The sequence below is a fragment of the Microcoleus sp. B3-D7 genome, from assembly GCF_036705305.1.
In the GTDB taxonomy this organism is placed as follows: domain Bacteria; phylum Cyanobacteriota; class Cyanobacteriia; order Cyanobacteriales; family Microcoleaceae; genus Microcoleus.
On the sequence record NZ_JAUBUE010000014.1, the window covers coordinates 68,061 to 86,517 of the forward strand.

At 43.7% G+C, this 18,457-nt stretch carries 15 protein-coding genes and 1 pseudogene; 6 read left to right on the forward strand and 10 right to left on the reverse strand.

All coding sequences use genetic code 11. The features are described from left to right. Nucleotides 1-77: 77 nt before the first annotated feature. Nucleotides 78-2,486, reverse strand: a complete 2,409-nt coding sequence (locus QUB25_RS12625; RefSeq protein WP_333183581.1) for a hypothetical protein — start codon at nucleotides 2,484-2,486, stop codon at nucleotides 78-80. A 421-nt stretch (nucleotides 2,487-2,907) separates the two neighbouring features. Further along, nucleotides 2,908-6,480, reverse strand: coding sequence for a hypothetical protein (locus QUB25_RS12630; RefSeq protein WP_333183582.1), 3,573 nt, complete (start codon nucleotides 6,478-6,480; stop codon nucleotides 2,908-2,910). A 174-nt stretch (nucleotides 6,481-6,654) separates the two neighbouring features. On the opposite strand from QUB25_RS12630, the gene QUB25_RS12635 reads away from it, so the two are divergent. After that, nucleotides 6,655-6,894 carry a hypothetical protein gene (locus QUB25_RS12635; RefSeq protein WP_333183583.1) on the forward strand — a complete coding sequence of 80 codons (240 nt, stop codon included), beginning with the start codon at nucleotides 6,655-6,657 and terminating at the stop codon, nucleotides 6,892-6,894. Between the two features lie 235 nt (nucleotides 6,895-7,129). On the opposite strand, the gene QUB25_RS12640 is transcribed toward QUB25_RS12635, so the two are convergent. Together QUB25_RS12640 and QUB25_RS12645 are read right to left on the reverse strand one after the other, a co-directional pair. Further along, nucleotides 7,130-7,753, reverse strand: coding sequence for a siphovirus Gp157 family protein (locus tag QUB25_RS12640; protein ID WP_333183584.1), 624 nt, complete (start codon nucleotides 7,751-7,753; stop codon nucleotides 7,130-7,132). Nucleotides 7,754-7,755: 2 nt separating this feature from the next. Beyond that, a complete protein-coding gene (locus QUB25_RS12645) occupies nucleotides 7,756-7,929 on the reverse strand; it encodes a hypothetical protein (protein ID WP_333183585.1) in 174 nt (57 codons plus the stop codon). Between the two features lie 65 nt (nucleotides 7,930-7,994). Here QUB25_RS12645 and QUB25_RS12650 point away from each other — a divergent pair, with 65 nt between their 5' ends. The 3 genes from QUB25_RS12650 to QUB25_RS12660 all read left to right on the forward strand — a co-directional run bounded on the left by QUB25_RS12650 (nucleotide 7,995) and on the right by QUB25_RS12660 (nucleotide 10,194). Further along, nucleotides 7,995-9,068 carry a hypothetical protein gene (locus tag QUB25_RS12650; protein WP_333183586.1) on the forward strand — a complete coding sequence of 358 codons (1,074 nt, stop codon included), beginning with the start codon at nucleotides 7,995-7,997 and terminating at the stop codon, nucleotides 9,066-9,068. Nucleotides 9,069-9,142: 74 nt separating this feature from the next. Further along, the gene (locus tag QUB25_RS12655; RefSeq protein ID WP_333183587.1) at nucleotides 9,143-9,685 is read left to right on the forward strand and encodes a hypothetical protein; all 543 of its coding nucleotides are present in this window, start codon (nucleotides 9,143-9,145) and stop codon (nucleotides 9,683-9,685) included. A gap of 8 nt (nucleotides 9,686-9,693) precedes the next feature. Beyond that, nucleotides 9,694-10,194, forward strand: coding sequence for a Fic family protein (locus tag QUB25_RS12660; protein ID WP_333183588.1), 501 nt, complete (start codon nucleotides 9,694-9,696; stop codon nucleotides 10,192-10,194). A 645-nt stretch (nucleotides 10,195-10,839) separates the two neighbouring features. Here the strand turns inward: QUB25_RS12660 and QUB25_RS12665 are convergent. The 4 genes from QUB25_RS12665 to QUB25_RS12680 all read right to left on the reverse strand — a co-directional run bounded on the left by QUB25_RS12665 (nucleotide 10,840) and on the right by QUB25_RS12680 (nucleotide 15,061). Next, entirely contained in the window at nucleotides 10,840-11,178 is a 339-nt protein-coding gene (locus QUB25_RS12665; RefSeq protein ID WP_333183589.1) for a hypothetical protein, read from the reverse strand. A gap of 287 nt (nucleotides 11,179-11,465) precedes the next feature. After that, nucleotides 11,466-13,244 (reverse strand): relaxase/mobilization nuclease domain-containing protein, encoded by a 1,779-nt coding sequence (locus tag QUB25_RS12670; RefSeq protein WP_333183590.1) that lies wholly within the window; start codon nucleotides 13,242-13,244, stop codon nucleotides 11,466-11,468. Between the two features lie 65 nt (nucleotides 13,245-13,309). Beyond that, nucleotides 13,310-13,711: a plasmid mobilization protein gene (locus QUB25_RS12675; protein ID WP_333183591.1), complete on the reverse strand. Its 402-nt coding sequence runs from the start codon at nucleotides 13,709-13,711 to the stop codon at nucleotides 13,310-13,312. Between the two features lie 1,152 nt (nucleotides 13,712-14,863). Beyond that, nucleotides 14,864-15,061 carry a hypothetical protein gene (locus QUB25_RS12680; protein WP_333183592.1) on the reverse strand — a complete coding sequence of 66 codons (198 nt, stop codon included), beginning with the start codon at nucleotides 15,059-15,061 and terminating at the stop codon, nucleotides 14,864-14,866. Here QUB25_RS12680 and QUB25_RS12685 point away from each other — a divergent pair. After that, nucleotides 15,048-15,191 carry a hypothetical protein gene (locus QUB25_RS12685; RefSeq protein WP_333183593.1) on the forward strand — a complete coding sequence of 48 codons (144 nt, stop codon included), beginning with the start codon at nucleotides 15,048-15,050 and terminating at the stop codon, nucleotides 15,189-15,191. The genes QUB25_RS12680 and QUB25_RS12685 overlap by 14 nt on opposite strands. Nucleotides 15,192-15,981: 790 nt before the next feature. Here the strand turns inward: QUB25_RS12685 and QUB25_RS12690 are convergent. After that, nucleotides 15,982-16,204 (reverse strand): annotated as a pseudogene (locus tag QUB25_RS12690) (Uma2 family endonuclease); the annotation flags it as partial. Between the two features lie 18 nt (nucleotides 16,205-16,222). Then, nucleotides 16,223-17,452: a transposase gene (locus tag QUB25_RS12695; protein WP_333183594.1), complete on the reverse strand. Its 1,230-nt coding sequence runs from the start codon at nucleotides 17,450-17,452 to the stop codon at nucleotides 16,223-16,225. A 604-nt stretch (nucleotides 17,453-18,056) separates the two neighbouring features. On the opposite strand from QUB25_RS12695, the gene QUB25_RS12700 reads away from it, so the two are divergent. Then, nucleotides 18,057-18,206 (forward strand): hypothetical protein, encoded by a 150-nt coding sequence (locus QUB25_RS12700; RefSeq protein WP_333142294.1) that lies wholly within the window; start codon nucleotides 18,057-18,059, stop codon nucleotides 18,204-18,206. The last annotated feature ends 251 nt before the right edge of the window (nucleotides 18,207-18,457 follow it).

Below are 18,457 nucleotides of genomic sequence, written 5' to 3' on the forward strand. Positions count from 1 at the left end.
AAAATCGCCAAAAAAGGTGATTTTATACAGTGAGAGTGACCCCCTCCAAATGGAGGGTGCAAGTAAAAAAAGTTATTTCAAGTTTCCATTTCCACCTCAGTTTTTCTAGCTTCCTGCTTGTTGGAGTTCTGGTTTGGAGCAAGTTGCTGTTGGGAGAGGAGATTTTCAACTACTTCTGGTGGAATGTCGCACAGAAGTACCTCAAGATTACCTTTTTGGAGGCTAGCCTCAAAAACTATCTCGCTGTGAGAGTTAAAGCCTTTGACAGTACCCTTCGACTTGGATTTATCGCTGAATTCGACTTCAAAGTCGAGGCGCGAGCCCTGGGAATCGGTAAAGCTCACTTCATCCTGACCGCTTCTCTTTACCATTTCAGCTAGACGCTCTTGGTTGAGAGCTTGTTGAAAAATCTTTAAACGGTCGAGTTCTTCTTTTTCTTCAGGTTTCAGGAAGTCGTTTGTAACTTCCCATTCTCCAGTTTTATCCTGTACTGCTGAAAACAGTTCCTCGCCTTCCTTAGTTTTTAAGCTGACAACGGTAGAGAAGTCAAAATTTGTTACATAAAGTTTGGCTTGTCCAAAATCAACCCCGTCTTCTAATGCAATGCCTTCCGCATTTGCCTCTTCTTCAGCTAGGCTGTAAATTTTTGCCAGTGTTGCTGCAAGTTGGGCATCCTGAGTAAGATTTTGGGCTGTCACAGTGATTTTTTTAGCAGTAGCGCTAGCGCTGTTGCTAGCTGCGATTGTTGATTCTAATGAAATTTTTTCACCTATTTCTGTTGCGTTTTGTACGAATTGGTCGCTGAGGGATGGAGTGGAGTTGTCGGGCGGTTCTAATTTTGCATCGTCAGCTTGAACGCCTGTCTCGCTTTTTTGAAGAGAAAGTTTGTTCTCTAAAGCTTCTATTCGCTCTTCTAGGGTATCGAGTCGCTTTTCAAGTCGGTTGAGTGCTTCATTTATTTGTACGAGCTGTTCTTCAAAACTCGCCTCTGTGTCAATCTTAATAGAAGCCGTTTTTTCAGAATTGTTGTCTCTCACACGACCGGAAATTTTATCAACTTTTCCGTGGACTTTGCTAACAGCTTTAGCTAAGAGCATACCGGGTGTTGAGACAAATTCGGCATCCGGTTCAGGTAAGATGTTTTGTTCCGATTCTGGCTCCCGTTCAGCTATTGGTAAAGCTTCGGATTCGACCATTGCATCTGCAACTGAATCCGCTTCAACCAAGTTGGTAACCCGCTGCGACAGCGAGTCAGCTCGCTGGCTTTGAGCTTGGAGCCTTTTGACAATACCGGCAACTTGGCGCTCTTTTCCAGCCCCAAGAGCAGCTTCTATAATTTGAGAAGCTGCTTTTTTCCCCATCAGAGTAGCGAGAACCGCAACTTGAGCGCTCAGGCCGCTGACAGTTGTACCTTCTACCTCACTTCCAGAAATGGCTGTTCTACCACTAACTTGTACAGCAGCATCGAGGATACTATCGATGTTCTGGTCGTTTGATTTTTTGCCTTGAGGTCGCTGTTGGCTAGTTCGGGTTTTTGAGGGTGTGCGTGCTAAGGATTCAGCAACTTCTACCGCTTCATTTGTCTGAAGTTTTCTTTTGGCTTGGGATTTAGTTGATAATTCTTCGTCTTCCAAATCTTCTCGCTCAGAGTTTTGAAGGTGGCTTTTAGTTTGAGGCTTAGCTTTAGGTTGAGGTTCTTTGACTTCAAACTCATCTAGCTTACTTAGTTCATCTCTCGGAGAGCGGGTTAAGGGTTTAGATTTAAGCAGTAGTTCCTCCGACTCCAATTCCTCTAGGTCATCTTTTCGATGTCTAGTTTTGTTTTTAGAAGTGGCTGAGGGTTCGTCATCCTCCCAAGTTTTTATTTCATCTTTTTTAGATTTGGTATGGGTTTTAGATTTCGCTCTGGGCAAGGGTTTCTCGTCCTCTAACTCATCTAGCAACTCGTCTTTTTTAGACTTGGTTGCCGCTTTTGATTTAGACGTGGAGGAGGGTTCATCATCCTCCAATTCATCTAGTAAATCGTCTTTTTTAGACTTGGTGTTCGCTTGAAATTTAGACTTGGGGGAGGGTGGCTCATCATCCAAATCATCTAGTAAATTGTCTTTTTTAGACCTTGTTTTAGTTCGAGGCGAATCGAGTAATGCTTCAATTCCTGTTTTAGTAAATCGGTTGTCGTCCGGCTCTCCCAAGTGCTCCATCATGTACTTTCCTGTGGTAGAGCCGTACTCGGGTCGATCGCTCAAACTGAGGACGAGTCCGTTGTGCTTGACCTCCACGCTAATGCCTGGTTTGCCGTCGGCTTCCGTTAGTTCTTGAATTGCATCGGCAAAATCTTCTACGCTGGTGAGTCCGTTTTCCTGGCAGTAATCTAAAGCTTTCTCGCAGCGATTTCTTAGGTAGTTGAGGATTTTCTTGCCCTCGGCTGTGTTAGGGGTGATGTAGTTTCCCTGGCTTCGGCTTCGGGATGCTGTTTTTGTAGCCATAATCTTTGTGGCGGCGTGAGTGGATATTTCCCATGAAATTCGAGCAGTATGGCTACTGACTTCACTCGGAAGAGCGGTTTTGGGGAGTTAAAGTGACCCCCTCCAATCGGAGGGGGAAGGCATTCATTAAGCGGAAGCAAAAGAAGTGTCATATCATGTCCGTCAAAATACGTATAAAACCGCAGGCTTCAATGTGTGTTGTACAAATGTCCTCAAGGGAGGTCAAAGTCGAATATGTCTTTTCTTGCGTAATTCGACTTTGACCTCCCACAAGCAAGACATATTTAGACAACACGTATTGAAAAGGTTTGCGCTGTTTCTATGATTCGCATGAGCGGCTATTGGTAAATTCGCCACAGCCAAGTAATAGAATTGCAATTACGGTCTAGTTAGCGGACATAATATAACTTCCGAAATTACGTTAAAGTTGTGCGTCGGCCAGTCTACTTTTTGAGGATGTGGCTGCTAATTCAGCATCAACCTCTTTAAGGTATTTGATAAACTGAGAGCTGCTGTTTTCAGAAAGTTTCTTAATGATTTGGCCTGTTTTCAAGTCAGCAGCCAAGACCGGATTATCAGCTTTATCTCTGACCAAACACCTAACATTATTGCGAGATTGGCTAATAAAAGCTGTCCAGTTTCCCACAGGGATTGTAGTTTCTCCAGTTTGCTTATATGCTTCAGAAATCGCATCTTTCAGCAATTGTGAGAGGTGGGCGGGGCTGGCAGCAATGTCTTCGGGTTGAGATGGCGGTTTGTTTTGGGTAGGGGTTGGCGATACGGATTGCGATTGCCCTTGACAAGGGGTTGGCGATATGGATTGCGATCGCTCTTGACAAGTGGTTGGCGATACGGATTGCGATCGCTCTTGACAAGGAGTTGGCGCGACTTCTGAAAGTTCCTCAACTGATTCAATTAGTCGCACAGAGCTAGGGTTGATGTTTAAGATTAGAGCACTACCTTTAGGCGAGGGTTCAATAGTGGCCTCAAAGGTACTGCCGATCGGCAATTTAGGTGAATTAGCAGAGAACATAGCTAATTCTTGTCCGTCAAGGAGGACAATAGGGCTACCGTCGCGCCTCGAACCGCTACCGCTAACAGAGCCAACCTCAAAAGTCAATGTTTTCTGCCTCCATTTAGGACTGCTAAAGTCAACATCTTTCAAGTCATTGTACTTCTGCCCTATCAGTTCAGCTCTATCAAACTGAAAGGTTTGCAATTGCTGGCAAATTTCATCCGTAAACAGGTTAAGAACCAATGCTGCTTTAGGTGTTTGGTTTTGGGAATCAAGCCAAGTATAATCAGCAGGAGCTACAATGCGGGAACTGACATCTTTGGTGCGGCCAAGACCATCGCGGTAGGTTAAGTCTAAACTGTCGATGTCGTTGACATTTTCGCAAAACTTCTTCTCAAGAATTTCCACCAGTTTTTCGCTGGGTTCTATTAAGGCAAAATTGACCATTGGCAGGCTCGGATGCAAAGTTGCTTCATATTTAATGCCTTTGCTGTCTAACAATTCTTTCCAATGTCCAGCTAAGTCTTTGCCAACAGGCTGTCGCTTCTTATCCCTGACAGTCTTATTGCTGCCGTCCCGTTCAAATTCCTCGAAAGGGACACTCAGAACGTAAGTGTCTTGTGGCATTGCTTCGTGCAGTCGCTCGTACTCAGGTTCAAGGTTGAATTCAATCAGCAGTTGGCGAGAAAGTTCCTTACAAGCTTTGCGAGGAACTTCTAAGTTGGGATTTGCGGTTTCGACGTGCCACATTGCACTAGCAGCAGAAAACCTTTCTTCAGCGTTGGGAAAAGCTTCGGTCACATCGGCTCTTAAGCTCTCGTATAACTTGCTGACGGCTTCTTTAATTGCCTTAGAATCCCCGCCGCACTCCAAGTGAATTTCACCCATCCTTTCTCGATAGCGTTCCTTAATATCTTGCGCCCACCTGACATAATGTTTCTCCCATTTTTCTCGCTCATCCAAATCGGAAGGAGACTCAAAAAGATAGCGAAATTCGTCGCGGTGGCGGCTTTTTAGACGAGTCGGTTCCCACTCTGGGTTAACAGCCTCCTTAGCAATGCAATTGATAGCGGTGCCGTCTCCTATAGGTAATGGTACGGTTTTGTAAAGCCTGGGGTCGTCTTTGTAGTCAAATAGGTAGCTTGGGTGCTGTTCTGACCAATGCTTAGCCTTGGACAGCAGGGTGGGGTGGTGGTCTTCGGTGCGAGTAGCACTTTTGGGACTGTCCACTTCAATCTGCAGGGCATCAAACAGCTTTCCAAGAAGCTGCCGCTTCTGTTGATTGAATAAACTTTCTGGCTGTCCCGGTTCTGCTGCTGACGATTGCACTCTCCCGATTAAGGTAGCCACCCAGCCGATTTTATTTTGGGCGATCGCTACGGCAATTTGCCGCAATTTGGTATACTTGCGATCGCCATCACTATCGGTAGCTTTATTGTAGTCAACTTTCTCTCGCTTCTCAACAGCATCGTACTCATTCTCTTGATTAGCGTGCCTAGTTTCAGAGGCGATATTCGGCATTCGGGAAGCAGGCGTAATCACTAATTGGTCGCCATCAAAATCGCATTGATGATGCTGCATGGCTTGGTCAGAGCGAATAAAAACGCACCCTTTGTAATGCGTTAATTCAGGCTGACTTTTGTTGTCTACTGTGTAGCGGCGGATGTTATCTTTACTGACAATTGGGTATCGGGTAACGATAACTTCTGTGCCGTGCCGCAAGTGGGGGGCAACAATTGTACCTGGGTTGAGGTTTTCACAAGGTTGAGCCATTGCTGAACCGTGATGAATTGCTCCCTTAATTGCTAAGTCTTTCCACTTTTTAGCCAGTTGTTCTTGCATGAAATCGACGACTTTTGGAAAGTCGAGGAGTTGACCGAGTTTGTCGTTCCTCAAAATTGAAATTAGCCGGGATTCGTTGCGCTGGGCTTTTTCATCTGCTTCATCTTCTAATCCGCTGCTGTCTTCGTGAAGGTTAGATTGAAAAGCCGCTTTTTTGTCGTGCTGCTCCACTAAGTATTTGGCAAGTTGCAGCCGATTGTTTTGCAAGTCAGCTAGCTTTTGGGCTTCAATTTTGGTCGGTGTGGCTATGTCAGCCCCAATAGCTGCTTCGGAATACCAAATCGAAAATTGCCAGGAATTTTCGTATTCAGTTACTTTGGCGTTGCCTCGATTTCCTAGTATAGCTTTGGGAAATTCGTAGTCGCCACAGGGGATAAGTTCAGCTAATTGCTCTTTAGCCACTCCTTTGATAGAGGAGCGATCCATGATGATATCATAACCTAAGTCTGAGGTTAAATTAGCATCAGGCAACAGCGTTCCTTTGGCAAGAAAGCTAATTTCTGGAGTATGGCAGTCTTCTTGTCCCCATTCCTGCATCCAGGCAAATCTGAATTGAAAAGGTCGGTTGTCATTACCTCCCAATTGTTGGGCTAGTGCCGGTGAAATTTTGCCGTGACAGTCTCCGGTTTGCCACTTATGAGCTTTCGCTTTTTCACTCTTGTCATCGCTTTGAGAATCAACAATTTTGACTCGCAAGGTTTCGCCTTCAAGGGAGCTATCTAACAATTTGGCTCCTTGGTTACAACTGCTAACTAGCAGTGAGCCGTAGCGACAGGCGTGGTCAGGTTGAGTTTTGAATACGCTCAATAGTTTGGTTGAGAGTTCTTTGTCTGCGAAGTACACATTTTTGCCTGAACTGAAAGCAACTCTTCTAGCAATGCCATCTCCGAAATCGATGTTTTTTAGAGGGTCAAACCTGTTATCATTTGGGTCGGGTTTAACGATGCTTAGGGATGCTAATTCTTCAGGTTCAAAAAGCAGTTCCAGCAAAGAGTTACGCAGCACTTCTGATTCAGCTTGGTACCGCCCCTTTGCTTTACCGTCAGTCAAGGACATATCAAAGACTGGGATTTTTAGTCCTTCCCCAGCTACCCATTCTGTGGAGCGATGTTCTGGGGTAAGTTTTCTTCTGCTCATTGATTAGCTCCTGAATCCTAGTTTTTACATTTTTAGGACTTACGCACAGTAATAGTCCAGATTTTGACAAGGTTGTTCCTTCACAAATTCCTGCTACTGAGTGATATTCACCCCCTCCAATTGGAGGGGTTTAGAAGAAAGAAGTAGCGTGTTACAATCAGGAGCACAATCCCAATGTGGAGAAAAAAAGTGAAAATAGTTCGCACAACTACGGCTATGAAAAGCCAACGGGATTATTTCTCTGATAGCGATAGCGATGCACTTGCTCGCGTTGCTTTTGGAGAAGGTGAAAACAGCCAGCAATTGGGAGGTTTAAACCTAGATGCTAACGGGGTTATTAAAGGTAGAGCGTCAAACTTATTCAATGTCACCGAAGAAGAAGTTGAAAACCCTCAATACTGGATTGATTTGTAATAGATATCGACCGAAATTAAGTTTTCGCTCTTACAAAACAAACGTGTCACATTGTAATACCATTTCTAAAAAGTATTGCTACAATCTGCATCGTTGGGTTTATTTCACGAAATCAACCTACTGTTGCTACTGTTCCATGACTTTTCATAAATGGTATAATTCGGAGGTGTCTAACTCGGATATGTCTAATAATTCAGGTGTCAAATCAAGGCATTTCTGACACCTGAAAAGATGGCTAACGCCGTTTTTTGGACTGCGTTTTATCCGAAGAACGACTCTCAAGCGTCTGGTTGGCTTGAAGAGAGTGCAAATTGTTACCTGGAAGCAAGCTGTAGACCACTTTGCGCTTGCGGAAAACCCTAGTACCATCTACAGGCGTTCCTTTTTTCCAAGCGTCTGAAATCGCCTTTTTGTCGGCAGAAATTACGGTTTTGGTTTCGACTCGGCGATACGGTTCTGGCAGTTGAGATGGGTCAATCAAAACTTCACAGGTAGGCGGATTTTCCTTAACAGTAATGCGGCGGTGTTTGCCAATAATTTCTGAAGTTAACACGCCGCACTCGTTGAAGTAGAGAACGGTTTTGTCTAACCGCTCTCTCCACCCCTGGAGTTTGTTGAGAGCTTTTGAATGCAGTTCTATCAAATACTGCATCCGGGCTGTAATTCCTGCAATTTCGGCATCAATTTGGTCGGCTAAGTCGGCATGGGCATCAACAGCAAGTTCCTGGGTTTCTTGGGTTTGCCAAAGGGATTGCAGCAGTTGGTCGATTTCTTCTGAGCTTTCTGCAGATTCTAGTTGATGCCAAACTTGAGCCGCAGTTATTGAACTTTGAGCAAGCGTCGCTGTGGCTAAATTCATGCTTAGTATCCTCCGTTGATGCAGGTGTGATAATAATCGCGGCGTTCTTCTAGTTGAGTAAGCGCAGCCATTGTTTCAGGGTCGGATTTAAGAGAGATTTGTTTGTCCTTTTGAATTTTGCGAACTGGTTGAGAATGAGTTAAATTTTGTGAGTTTGACTGGGTGATTTTTTGCATACAATTCAAAAAACTTTCTTAAAAATAGCGCGACCGCGCTCTTAAAAAAAGGAGTATTTAAAGTTATGAATTATCCTATAGTTTTTTACCCAAAAGTGGTAATGCAGTTCTGCCATCAATATCCTTTGCCAGAGGCAACTTCTAGTTGTGCCACCTCATCCCAACTTCAAGAAACTCAACAATTCGAGCAACCTGTTGTTTTGCTGACTCCGCCTCAACCACCTGTGGTGTTACCTGTCAAGTTGCTGTGGTTAATTTGGGTGTTTTGGCTCTATGGTGCGATCGCACTTCCGCTGTTAGCTATTTCTTGGGGTTGGCTGTGGTGGGAAGTGCTGTTGGTAGTAGCTGCTTATTCCTGTTTAATTGCGGCTGCTTATCGTTATGTGTTTGGTTGTCGCCAAAAGCTCCTATCCAGGTATAAGCAGCAAGTTCTTGAGTACAACCAACAAAATATATTATTCCCTCAACATTTATCCTCGAATAAACAGCAAGACTTTTCTAGTTTTAAGGTGGAAAAAGAAGGGTTGCAGACAGGTTTAAAAAGCGCAAAACTTGAGTTAGATTCCAGAAATCGAGCGCTCAAGGATTTGATGTCACTTCGCGTTAGTCCTAATGGCACATCTCAAGCTCGGCAAGGAGTGAGTGAACAACGCTTTTTGCAATACTTACAGCAATATTTCGAGGAAGTTGTCCAAGCAGCAGAGTTTAAAATTCCGTCATCTCAGAGGAGCTATTCAGCAGATTTTACTGTAATTCACACTCCATCTGGACTCGGAATTGATGTCGAGATTGATGAACCTTATGCTGGCAAATCTAAGAAGCCCACTCACTGCTGCGATGCTGACAGTGATATGCGCCGCAATCAATTATTCTTAGAGTGGAATTGGATTGTGGTTAGGTTTACTGAAAAGCAGGTGGTTCAGGCTCCTTTGAGCTGTTGTAAGTTCCTGGCTCAGGCGATCGCCTTTGTAACGGGCGATCGCTCTTATTTAAAGCAACTGGAAACTGAACCCGATTTACTGAGCGTCAAACCTTGGACAACAAGAGAGGCAAGGGCTATGGCTAAAAGCAACTATCGCCTTACTTATTTACCTGGATTTGGTGTCGGTTCTGCTTGCGATCTGGTTTCAAAGTTTTGATGCGAGCGCACGCAATATCCGACTTATTGACGGCAATAAATGTTTATAATTAATACAAAGGATATAAAATAGATATGCTGTCATTTGAAGAGGGGTTCATTGAAAGTCAACAGCTCAACCAAAGACTTCTGCAAACAATTCGTTTGCTTGGAGAATACAAGGGAAAGCAGGAGTTATTCAAACAACAAGCCCCACAAGTTTTAGGCACTTTGCGCCAAGCTGCGGTTATTCAGAGTACCGAATTTTCTAACCGCATTGAAGGCATTACTGTGCCGCTAAAACGGATTAAGAAATTAGTAACTGAAAAAACAACACCGCGCGATCGTTCAGAACAAGAAATTGCGGGTTATCGGGACGTGCTAACCACAATTCACACCAATTATAACCACATTCCTTTTAGTACAGGGGTTATTTTACAACTGCACCGCGACCTTTACCAATTTGCTGTTAATACAGGCGGGCGCTGGAAAACAGTGGATAAGGAAATTAGCGCTACTTATCCTGATGGAACTAAAGTGGTGAGGTTTCAACCTACTCCCGCTTATGGTACTCCTGCGGCAATGGAACGCCTCGCCTGCAAGAACGGTTTAATCGCCTCTGGGAATCGGGCGAGATAGAACCTTTATTGCTGATTCCAACTTATATTTTAGATTTCTTGTGCATTCATCCATTTTTAGATGGAAACGGGCGGATGGCAAGGTTGCTGACTTTGCTGCTGCTATACAAAGCCGGTTATGAGGTCGGGCGATTTATTAGTTTGGAACGGATTGTGGAGAGAACTAAGGAAAGCTATTACGATACGCTTTACCAATCTTCCCAAGGATGGCATGAAGGACAGCATAACCTGTTACCTTGGTGGGAGTATTTCTTGGGAGTCATGCTGCTGTCAGCTTATCGGGAGTTTGAGCAGCGGGTGGGATATGTTACATCCGCAAAAGGAACTAAAACGGCGATCGTATTGGATGCAATTAACAATTTGCCTCAAGAATTCTCCATTAGGGAATTGCAGGAACGGTGTCCAACAGTCGGAATTGATTTGATTCGCCGTCTATTGCGCCGGGAGAGGGATGCGGGGCGTTTGCAATGTCGGGGACGAGGGGTAGATGCGTATTGGCGAAAGCAATAGATATCTCCCAAAAAGACAGTTCAGAACAGGCCCAACGGCCTGTTCCACAATCATTATGGGAGATGTCTAATAGATACAGGAATTACGCACAAACAACTGGGTGTTGAGTTTAAGTACGAAACTTAACACCCAGTTGCAACTATTTATGCAAGCTCATGAAAGCGGTGTAGATCGGAAAATTGGCTTCTTGGTAATGGGGAAAAAGGTAATCGGTCAACTGTATCTCACAATGTTTGAAAACTGTTATGTTTCGTCCTAGTGGGATTGCATTTCCTACAAAAAAGCTGATTTTTCCTTTCAATTTTTGCACAGAGGGCAAAAACGTTTGTGATTTTTTGACCTTTGGATTCTCCTCTCAAAACTTTTGTCTGCAACCCAGCATTCTGCCAAGACAAAGTTTATTCCGCGTTCTCGGGCAGCGGCGCAAAATTTAGCACCTCTGCCTTTTTTATGTTTCCAAAGCCTTTCGTCCAAATATGAGTGTCCAGCCGACGTAGTGTTGCGCCGGACGACTCGAACATATCGGCTTGCTCTTAGTGCAGGAGATACACATATCCTGCCATTTTGTTTGCCATTTTTGAATGTGGTTTTAATGTTTGCTATTGGCCGCCGGAGAAACAAACTTATCTCTCCGTCATCATTTAATTACCAGTCGATTTTTTGCTCGCAGTTTTTGTTGCTGCCGTTGCTGCTACCATTGCTGCTACCATTGTTGGTGTCGTTGTGGCTACGGTTGCTGCTTTCTTGAGGGAATTGGAAGTTTAATGCCAGCAGTTCTTGTTCAATAATTGACTTTCGGTCTTGGACTTTTTTGTCTCTCACAAGTCGCAGAGCGTGGATTATTTTGTCGAGCGTTTGATAGCTTGTTTGTTGAAAATTCAGTACAAGTGTTGTTTCCCTGCCCATGATGTACAGTTCGTTTTCTGTTTGGTGGACGCAGGTTAAATTATTGAAGTAGTAGGTGTTGGTTTGTGATACTTCCATCTTTTATCTCCGAGACTTTATTTTTTGGCGCGACAGCGCTCATTTTATTTGTACTAATTTTTAGGATAAAACGTATAAATAATTTATTGTTAGCAAGGTCGGTTTACAAAAAAAAATGAGCAAGCGTCGTCTCAATTGACTTAGCAGATTAAGAAAAAATAGTTGATAAATCTATTCACAAATTTGTAATACTTAGTGGCAGCACTCTCAGTAATTTAGGTCGTAAGCTGGAAATTTGTTAAGTAGCGTTTTTATTAAACACTACTAACTTTTTTAAGGAACCATAACTAATCCAGTTCAATGTCTTGGATGCGCTGTTTATACTGTTGGTTATTTTGTTTGTGAGTTGGCTGTTCTTGCTCAATTAATTGTATCCAGATATCATTCCAACTTGACTGTGGATTAGCAAATTCTGCATTCGGTAGCAGCTCGCTTGCATTTCGAGCGAGCTGAGAATTTTCGGCCATCGCTATAATAACGCTATCGAGTTCTTGTAAGAATTGTATAGGCAGTTGTGAAGCTCGTTCAATTCCTAGGTAAATTGTGGGTGGTGCTGTTGTAGAGTTATCCTGTTCAATAAGCAAAATTGAAAGGGCTTCTATTGGGTTACAGGCAATCACAGCTCGCTCAATTTCTCCAGTAGTGGCTACCCAGAAAGCAGCTTCAGATGACAGGGGATGGGTTGTAGTAAAGTCGCCTCTTTCATCGAGAACAAAAGCGAACCTGGCTTCCCCCTCAAGCGTCCGTCCTGTAAATACAGCCTTTTCTGAGCAGGCATACAGCCAAGAATGAGAGTGCAATAAATCGAGCAATTCTAAAGGTAAACTGTACTCGACTGCTAGATGCGATCGGACTTTTTGCCACTCAGTTTCATTCCTTTCAGGCAGGATTGACAGTTGTAACTCTAACTCATTTGGTGTTGTAGGAGTTGCAGGTGCGGTTGTTTCTAGCTCAGATTGTGACAACTCTAACTCATTTACTGTTGCACTCGTTGCAGGTGGGCTTGCTACTAACTCAGATTGTGACAACTCTAATTTATTTGGTGTTGCTGTTGCACTCGTTGCAGGTGCGGTTGTTTCTAGCTCAGATTGTGACAACTCTAACTCATTTGCTGTTGTACTCGTTGCAGGTGCGGTTGTTTCTAGCTCAGATTGTGACGACTCTAACTCATTTGCTGTTGCAAATAGGGTTGTTTCTAACTCCGATTGTGACGATTCTAGCTCATTTTTCTCGGCCTCACTGGGGGCGATAGCTAAGTGTTGTGGCTGGATTAAAGCCTCAATTAGGGCGTTATCTCGCCCTTTGTCATAGCTAACGCCTCGATGCTTCTGCAATCCAGAAAAAGTGTAGGCTTTACCCAACTGAGTGCCACTCAAAGCGACTCCATCTAAATTGTAAGAAATGCCTTTACTGAAGCCGATTCGAGTTTGTGTGACTTGCACCTCTACGGCTTGTTGCTGCAACCGCTCAACGAATTCTGGCATACTTGGGTTGTCTTGGGTAACTTCATCAATTAGGTCTTGCAATTGCACCCTGACGCTCTTGTTTCCCTTGCTTTTTAATTGCCTGTGTTCTCCTGTAGTCTGAGCCCGCTTGTCTGTTTCCCAACTGGGTGTAACAGTTTCCAGGTTGTAGTTCCGTTCAAGCTGGCGAATAGTTTCTTGGCTTTTGTAATAATCCCAGCTATCGTCAACAACACCTCCATCTAGGCAAATGCGACTGGCGACGATGTGGATGTGGTCGTGTTCTGTATCGCTGTGCTTGACAACTGCGTACTGGTTGTTGTCAAATTCCATCGCTTTCATGTAGTTGGCTGCGATCGCCAGCCAGCGCTGGTCATTTTCTTCAGAATCTTCGAGTTTTTCGGTGCTATCGACAGATAAAGTGGCGTGAAAAACTGCTACTTTCAGGTTAGGTCTTAGTTGTCGGGCGATGCCAAATTCAGCAGCGAGTTCTTCAGGAGTTTGTCCGCACATAGTACCGCCAATTAGAGCGGCGTCTTTTTTGCCCAGTACGTAGTTCAGACAGCCCCGAAAGCCTGTACCTTTGATTTGTTTGCCAATCATAACCAAAAAGCCGTCAGTTGCACAGAATCGATTGCTCAGGCGGTAAAGCCCTGGCTTGTTAATAGTTAGCGTACTGTAGATTTGGCGAGGTTTGCAACTATTGCTTTAATTGCCTTCCCGTTTTCTCGAATGAGTTGCTGTACTCTTTCTAAGAGTCCTGTATTGACAACAACTGGTTCTCCCAATGCCACAGCACTATTGCAAGCTTTAGCAATCTGATTGAGGTTGTTTCCGGCAATTCTCAATTGGGCATCAATCTTGCATAACACTTGATAGGCTTTTAAGTCAAATGCAGCTAGAGGGCGCGGCATGGTTCTCCTCAAAGCTGCACGGCGTATGAAGTCGCTCATGCTTAAATTTACTTGCTCTGCTCTAGCTTTAATTTGATTGTAGTCAGAGTCAGTTAGGCGAATGTGAATATGGTTGGATAGCAGCTCTCTAGGTTGGACTTCCGATAAAGTTTTCATAGTTTTTAATCAGTAAAAACCTTTTCCCAAGATACAAGTTAACAACTGTAATCGACAAGCGCTATTCAGGTGATTTTATCCCCCCCAATTGGAGAGGGCTGTTTAGACAGTTTATTAAGGTAGAGACTGACTATAATTTTCTTTATTTGTATAGAATAGTGGATTTAGGTGCGATCGCACTTGAATAAGTGATGAGCTTGTTGAATTGCTTTTGAAGCATTTTCTCCCTCTAATTTCTTAGAGCTATAGAATATTCAGCTTAAATCGTAGTACAAATAGTTACAGTTGTCATTAAAGCTAAAGAAAGTATTAAACCCGACCTTACGGTTAGGCTTCCGTAAAAGGAGGGTGCATTATTTCTCTTTCTGCACGTAAAAGTGCGGTTTGTGATCACAAAAACATTGCTTGCTACCGATTGAGAACCGCCATAACCAGCCTCAACCAGCAAAGGCAGTCCTTGCACAAAAAAGCAGCAATTTAACCGAAAAAGTCAGGCATTTGCAGGATATTTACAGGTAAATGCAGGTAAAGTGCACCCCCTGCAAATACCTGCTTTCCGCCTGACTTTATACTGCAAACGCCTGACTTTATACTGCAAACGCCTGACTTTAGCTGACGCAACAATTAGCTAATTGTTTAGCCTTTTTAACAAAATCCGAATTGATTTAATAATCAAGTTACGATACCTGAGTTGAATTAAAAATCAATTTAAGCAAGTGCGAAAAAATTGGCAACACAGTAGCCGTTATCTAAATTGAATAAAAAATCAAATAAGGAGTATGAGAAAATTGGCAACACAGCAGCCGTTATGTCAGCCTTGGCAGTTGCATAAATTGCTGTTGTCGGGCCCGCGCTTTGCAATCGGCTAAACTGTTGGTAGGAAGGCAGGTTAAGAGCAGACCCTAATACGGTGTCTTAAGGGCGAGAGCGTCTGCGATCGTTGCAACGCCGATCAAGTAAATCAAATTTCCCCGCCTATCCATTTATAGAAATAGTAATTTCTTATTCCCTATCGATTTACCGGGGAATCAAGCCGGAGCAATCAGGCTGCCCAACAAGGCGATCGCTCCTGGTCTCTCCGTGGTCAGCAAGGAAAAATCAAAGAGTGGCAGACCTAGGAAAACTTTCGGCAATATGCGTTTTTATGCGTTTTTATACGTTTTTATGAGATCGCCCCTCACCTTTTAGCTGCTTAAACTCTTCAAATTGCGTTTTGCCGACGATCGCCACAATATCGACCGATGCAAGAAAGGCCCGCGTCGGTTGCCGCCGCAAAATCCTCTTCAATAGCTGAAGATACGACGCCAGATTGGTAGCCGCTCGTCTGTTTGATTCTATGAGCTCCGTCATGGGCGATCGAGCTGTCGCTCAAGCCGATCGCTACCCAGATGTGACGGGAGGAATTGATGCCAGTGCTGCTACGAAGTTGTCACAACAACAGGAGCAATGTGAGCAGCCGGCACAGTCTCAGATCGGGTAAAAATCAAGCTATTTAACACCTATGATGCCCCATTCATAAGAGTGCATTATTTTTTCTCTGCACGCATTAGTCACGGTTTGTGATCACAAAAACATTGCTTGCTACTAATCAAGAACAGTCATAACCTGCCTCAACAGGCAAATGTACGCTCGACACAAAAAAGCAGTAATTTGACCGAAAAAGTCAGACGGAAAGCAGGATATTTTCCGGTAAATACAGGTAAAGTGCAGTTCCTGCAAATACCTGCAAATCCCTGACTTTATACTGCAAATCCCTGACTTTATACTGCAAATCCCTGACTTTAGCTGACGCAACAATTAGCTAATTTTTTAGCGTTTTTAACAAAATCCGAATTGATTTAATAGTCAAGTTCCGGTATCGGAATTGAATTAAAAATCAAGTTGAGCAAGTGTGAGAAAATTGGCAGGTAGCTAAAATTTATGAAGCGATTTTGTAGCATAGCAGCCGTTAGGCAAGTAATAAAGTTGAGGCTGGCCTGTCTGGTTTTTGCGCTCCGTTGAGGCTGAAAACGAGACTTCGATAATAAGGCAAAATGTTGTTGTCAGACAAAGCTTGACAGTCGGGTTCAATTTTGTTGTCTGGCTAACTCTGACAATCTATCGACTAAAATGTTGTTGTCTCGCAGAGCTTGACAGTTGGGTAAAAATTTACCCCCTGACCACGAGAGTCCTTGGTTTTTTAGGGAGTGACGGCGATAGCTGGATGCACTGCAAGGTTTGCTAGATTGAGAATCCACAATTCTTGTGCGGGAAAGCCAAATTTAGCTGCATCAAGATTGGGAATGCTGCCTGACGAACTCTACTGATAAACCCAGGGCGTATCCCACTTGCTCTGCATTCAATCCCATTCCCAACAGCCGAGGAATTATCAAAAAGTGCTTGTTGGGTTCTAGAGGCTAGTTCTGCACCTGTCAGCAGCAAATTGCCCTCGGTGTCCCACCACCGCAGCCATAGCATTGTCTGGTTTTGATAGCTGTCCTGCAACAGTCCTACACAGTTCCGTGACAACTCCTACACCACAGGCGTACAGTATGGTGTAGGCTTCTCAGTGACTCCTGCTATTGCATAGGACATTAACTGAGCTTTAAGAACGGGTTGCCCCACCGCTCTATTTTTGATTACTATTGCGGCATTATGGTCACGGTCTAGACTGCACCCACAGTGAGGACAGTCATGCCAACGAATATGCAGCTTTTTTGGTACTTTCTCGCCGCAATTAGAACAATCTTGTGAAGTATTATGGGCACTTACTGGGACAACCAACAAACCCGCGTTTTCGGCTTTGTTTGTCAGTATCGACAGAAAACTTGACCACCCAGCGTCCAACACAGATTTAGCCAACCTTGTACGAGCTAGACCTTTGATGTTTAAATCCTCGTGTGCGATTACGTCATATTTTGACAGCAGCCAATTAGCTGTCTTGAAGTGGAAATCTTTTCTTTTATCTGCAACCTTCTTGTGTTGTCTGCCCAGTTGCTTAATAGCTTTAAGCCTGCTATTGCTCCCCTTTTTGCGACGTGACACTCGCTTTTGAATAGTTCGCAAGCATTTTTGTTCTTGACGGTAATATTGGGGCGGGGCGACTGTTTCGCCTTCAGATGTTGTCAAAAAATCCTTCAATCCCACGTCAATACCTGTTATCGAGCGAGGATTAAAGTCTGGCTTTATCTCTGGAACTGTCTTGTCTTCTAGGGAGAGCGTAAGGTAATAACCATCAGCTTTCTTGGTGACAGATGCGGTTTTGATTTTGAACCCGTCAGGGATAGGACGGTGCAAGACAACTTTAACTTTCCCAAACATCGGCAAGTTAATCAAGTTGCCCTGTAAGCATCCCTCTTTCATTTGCGGATAAGTAAAGGTGCGATAGCGGCTGCGAGCTTTGAATCGAGGTTTTCCGCTGCGTTTTCCGCTGCTATCACCTTTTAGGAAACGGTCAAATGTTGTCTTAACTCGCTTAACTACATCCTGAAGGACTTGCGAATATATTTCGCTATACCAAGGATGTGTTTTCTTGAGTTGAGGTAACGTTTTCTTTTGCGACCAATAATCGGGATTGTCTCGCAGTTCAGGTAGGTAACAGACGAGATTGCAGGCGTTAACAGGAGAGCGATTTTGTTCGTACCAATTAAATCTATCAGCCAACAGGTAATTGTATTGAGCAGACAGCATGGATAGCCATCTGTCTAGCTCAATGACTTGCTGTTTTGTTGGACGTAGTTTGTACTGGTAAGCCGTTCTCATTAATTGGCAAATATTGGATCGCAGTCGGTACGCATCAATTAGTGTTACTGTACCAGAATGCGTTATTTACTGTCAAGTACAAAGGAGAAAATAGACCCATTAAATAAAGAGTTTGTTTGTCTCGTCATCCACCCGTCAACCAATTCAAAACTATGTTTTGAATTGGTTGACGGTGGAATCCACAGCGAAACGCGACTTTCATCCCACACTAATCGAAGCGATATAGTGTGGGGATTCCCGTCTGGCTAGCTAAAGTTGTAGGAACCTGAGTTCGATAGATTATGCAAGATCCGACTTTTCCGACTTTACGATCCGACTTTTCCGACTTACAAAGGCGGGGGAGAGGAAGTATTATAGAGATAAGATGCCGTTTCACAACCTGTGGAAGCAATTAATAGACTTTCATAGCTTTTGAACGATACAGTTATAATCAGGGTTTCACGCTACACAAGGGACTTCTACTTAATTACTACCATATTGTTCAGAGCGTGTATGATCGCACGTCGAGCGTGAAATTACGGCTATTGTTTAGCTCGTAATTTACAGAATAGTGCGTCCATCATTTTTATATCAGTAAATCCCCTATGGACGGAGGGATATAAGGATGTACCAATTATCTCCAGAACTATTTGCTCTAGAAGTGAATGTAAATTGGGGCATTTCTTCTCAAGCTTTTTCTACGCTACTCACGTCCAAACCAGGAAATGTTGAATTTTTACCTTCCATGACGTTTCCTTTACACAAGTTTTATTGATTTCCCTTGACAGGCATCTATCCAAAGAATTAAGCTAACTATGTCTAAAGATAGATGACAAATAAACAAACTGAGGAGTAACGCTTGCAAAAAGATTAAATTGAATCTACAGAGGGTAGTAGCTCGAAAAATCCGAGTATTACTGCGACCAAGGCATTCAACAGCGGACGTATGGGTGCAATAGCAGCGTCCGGCAAGAAATTTCGTACCGAGCCAACTTTTTGAAAGGTGCTGAAAAATATAGGAGGACA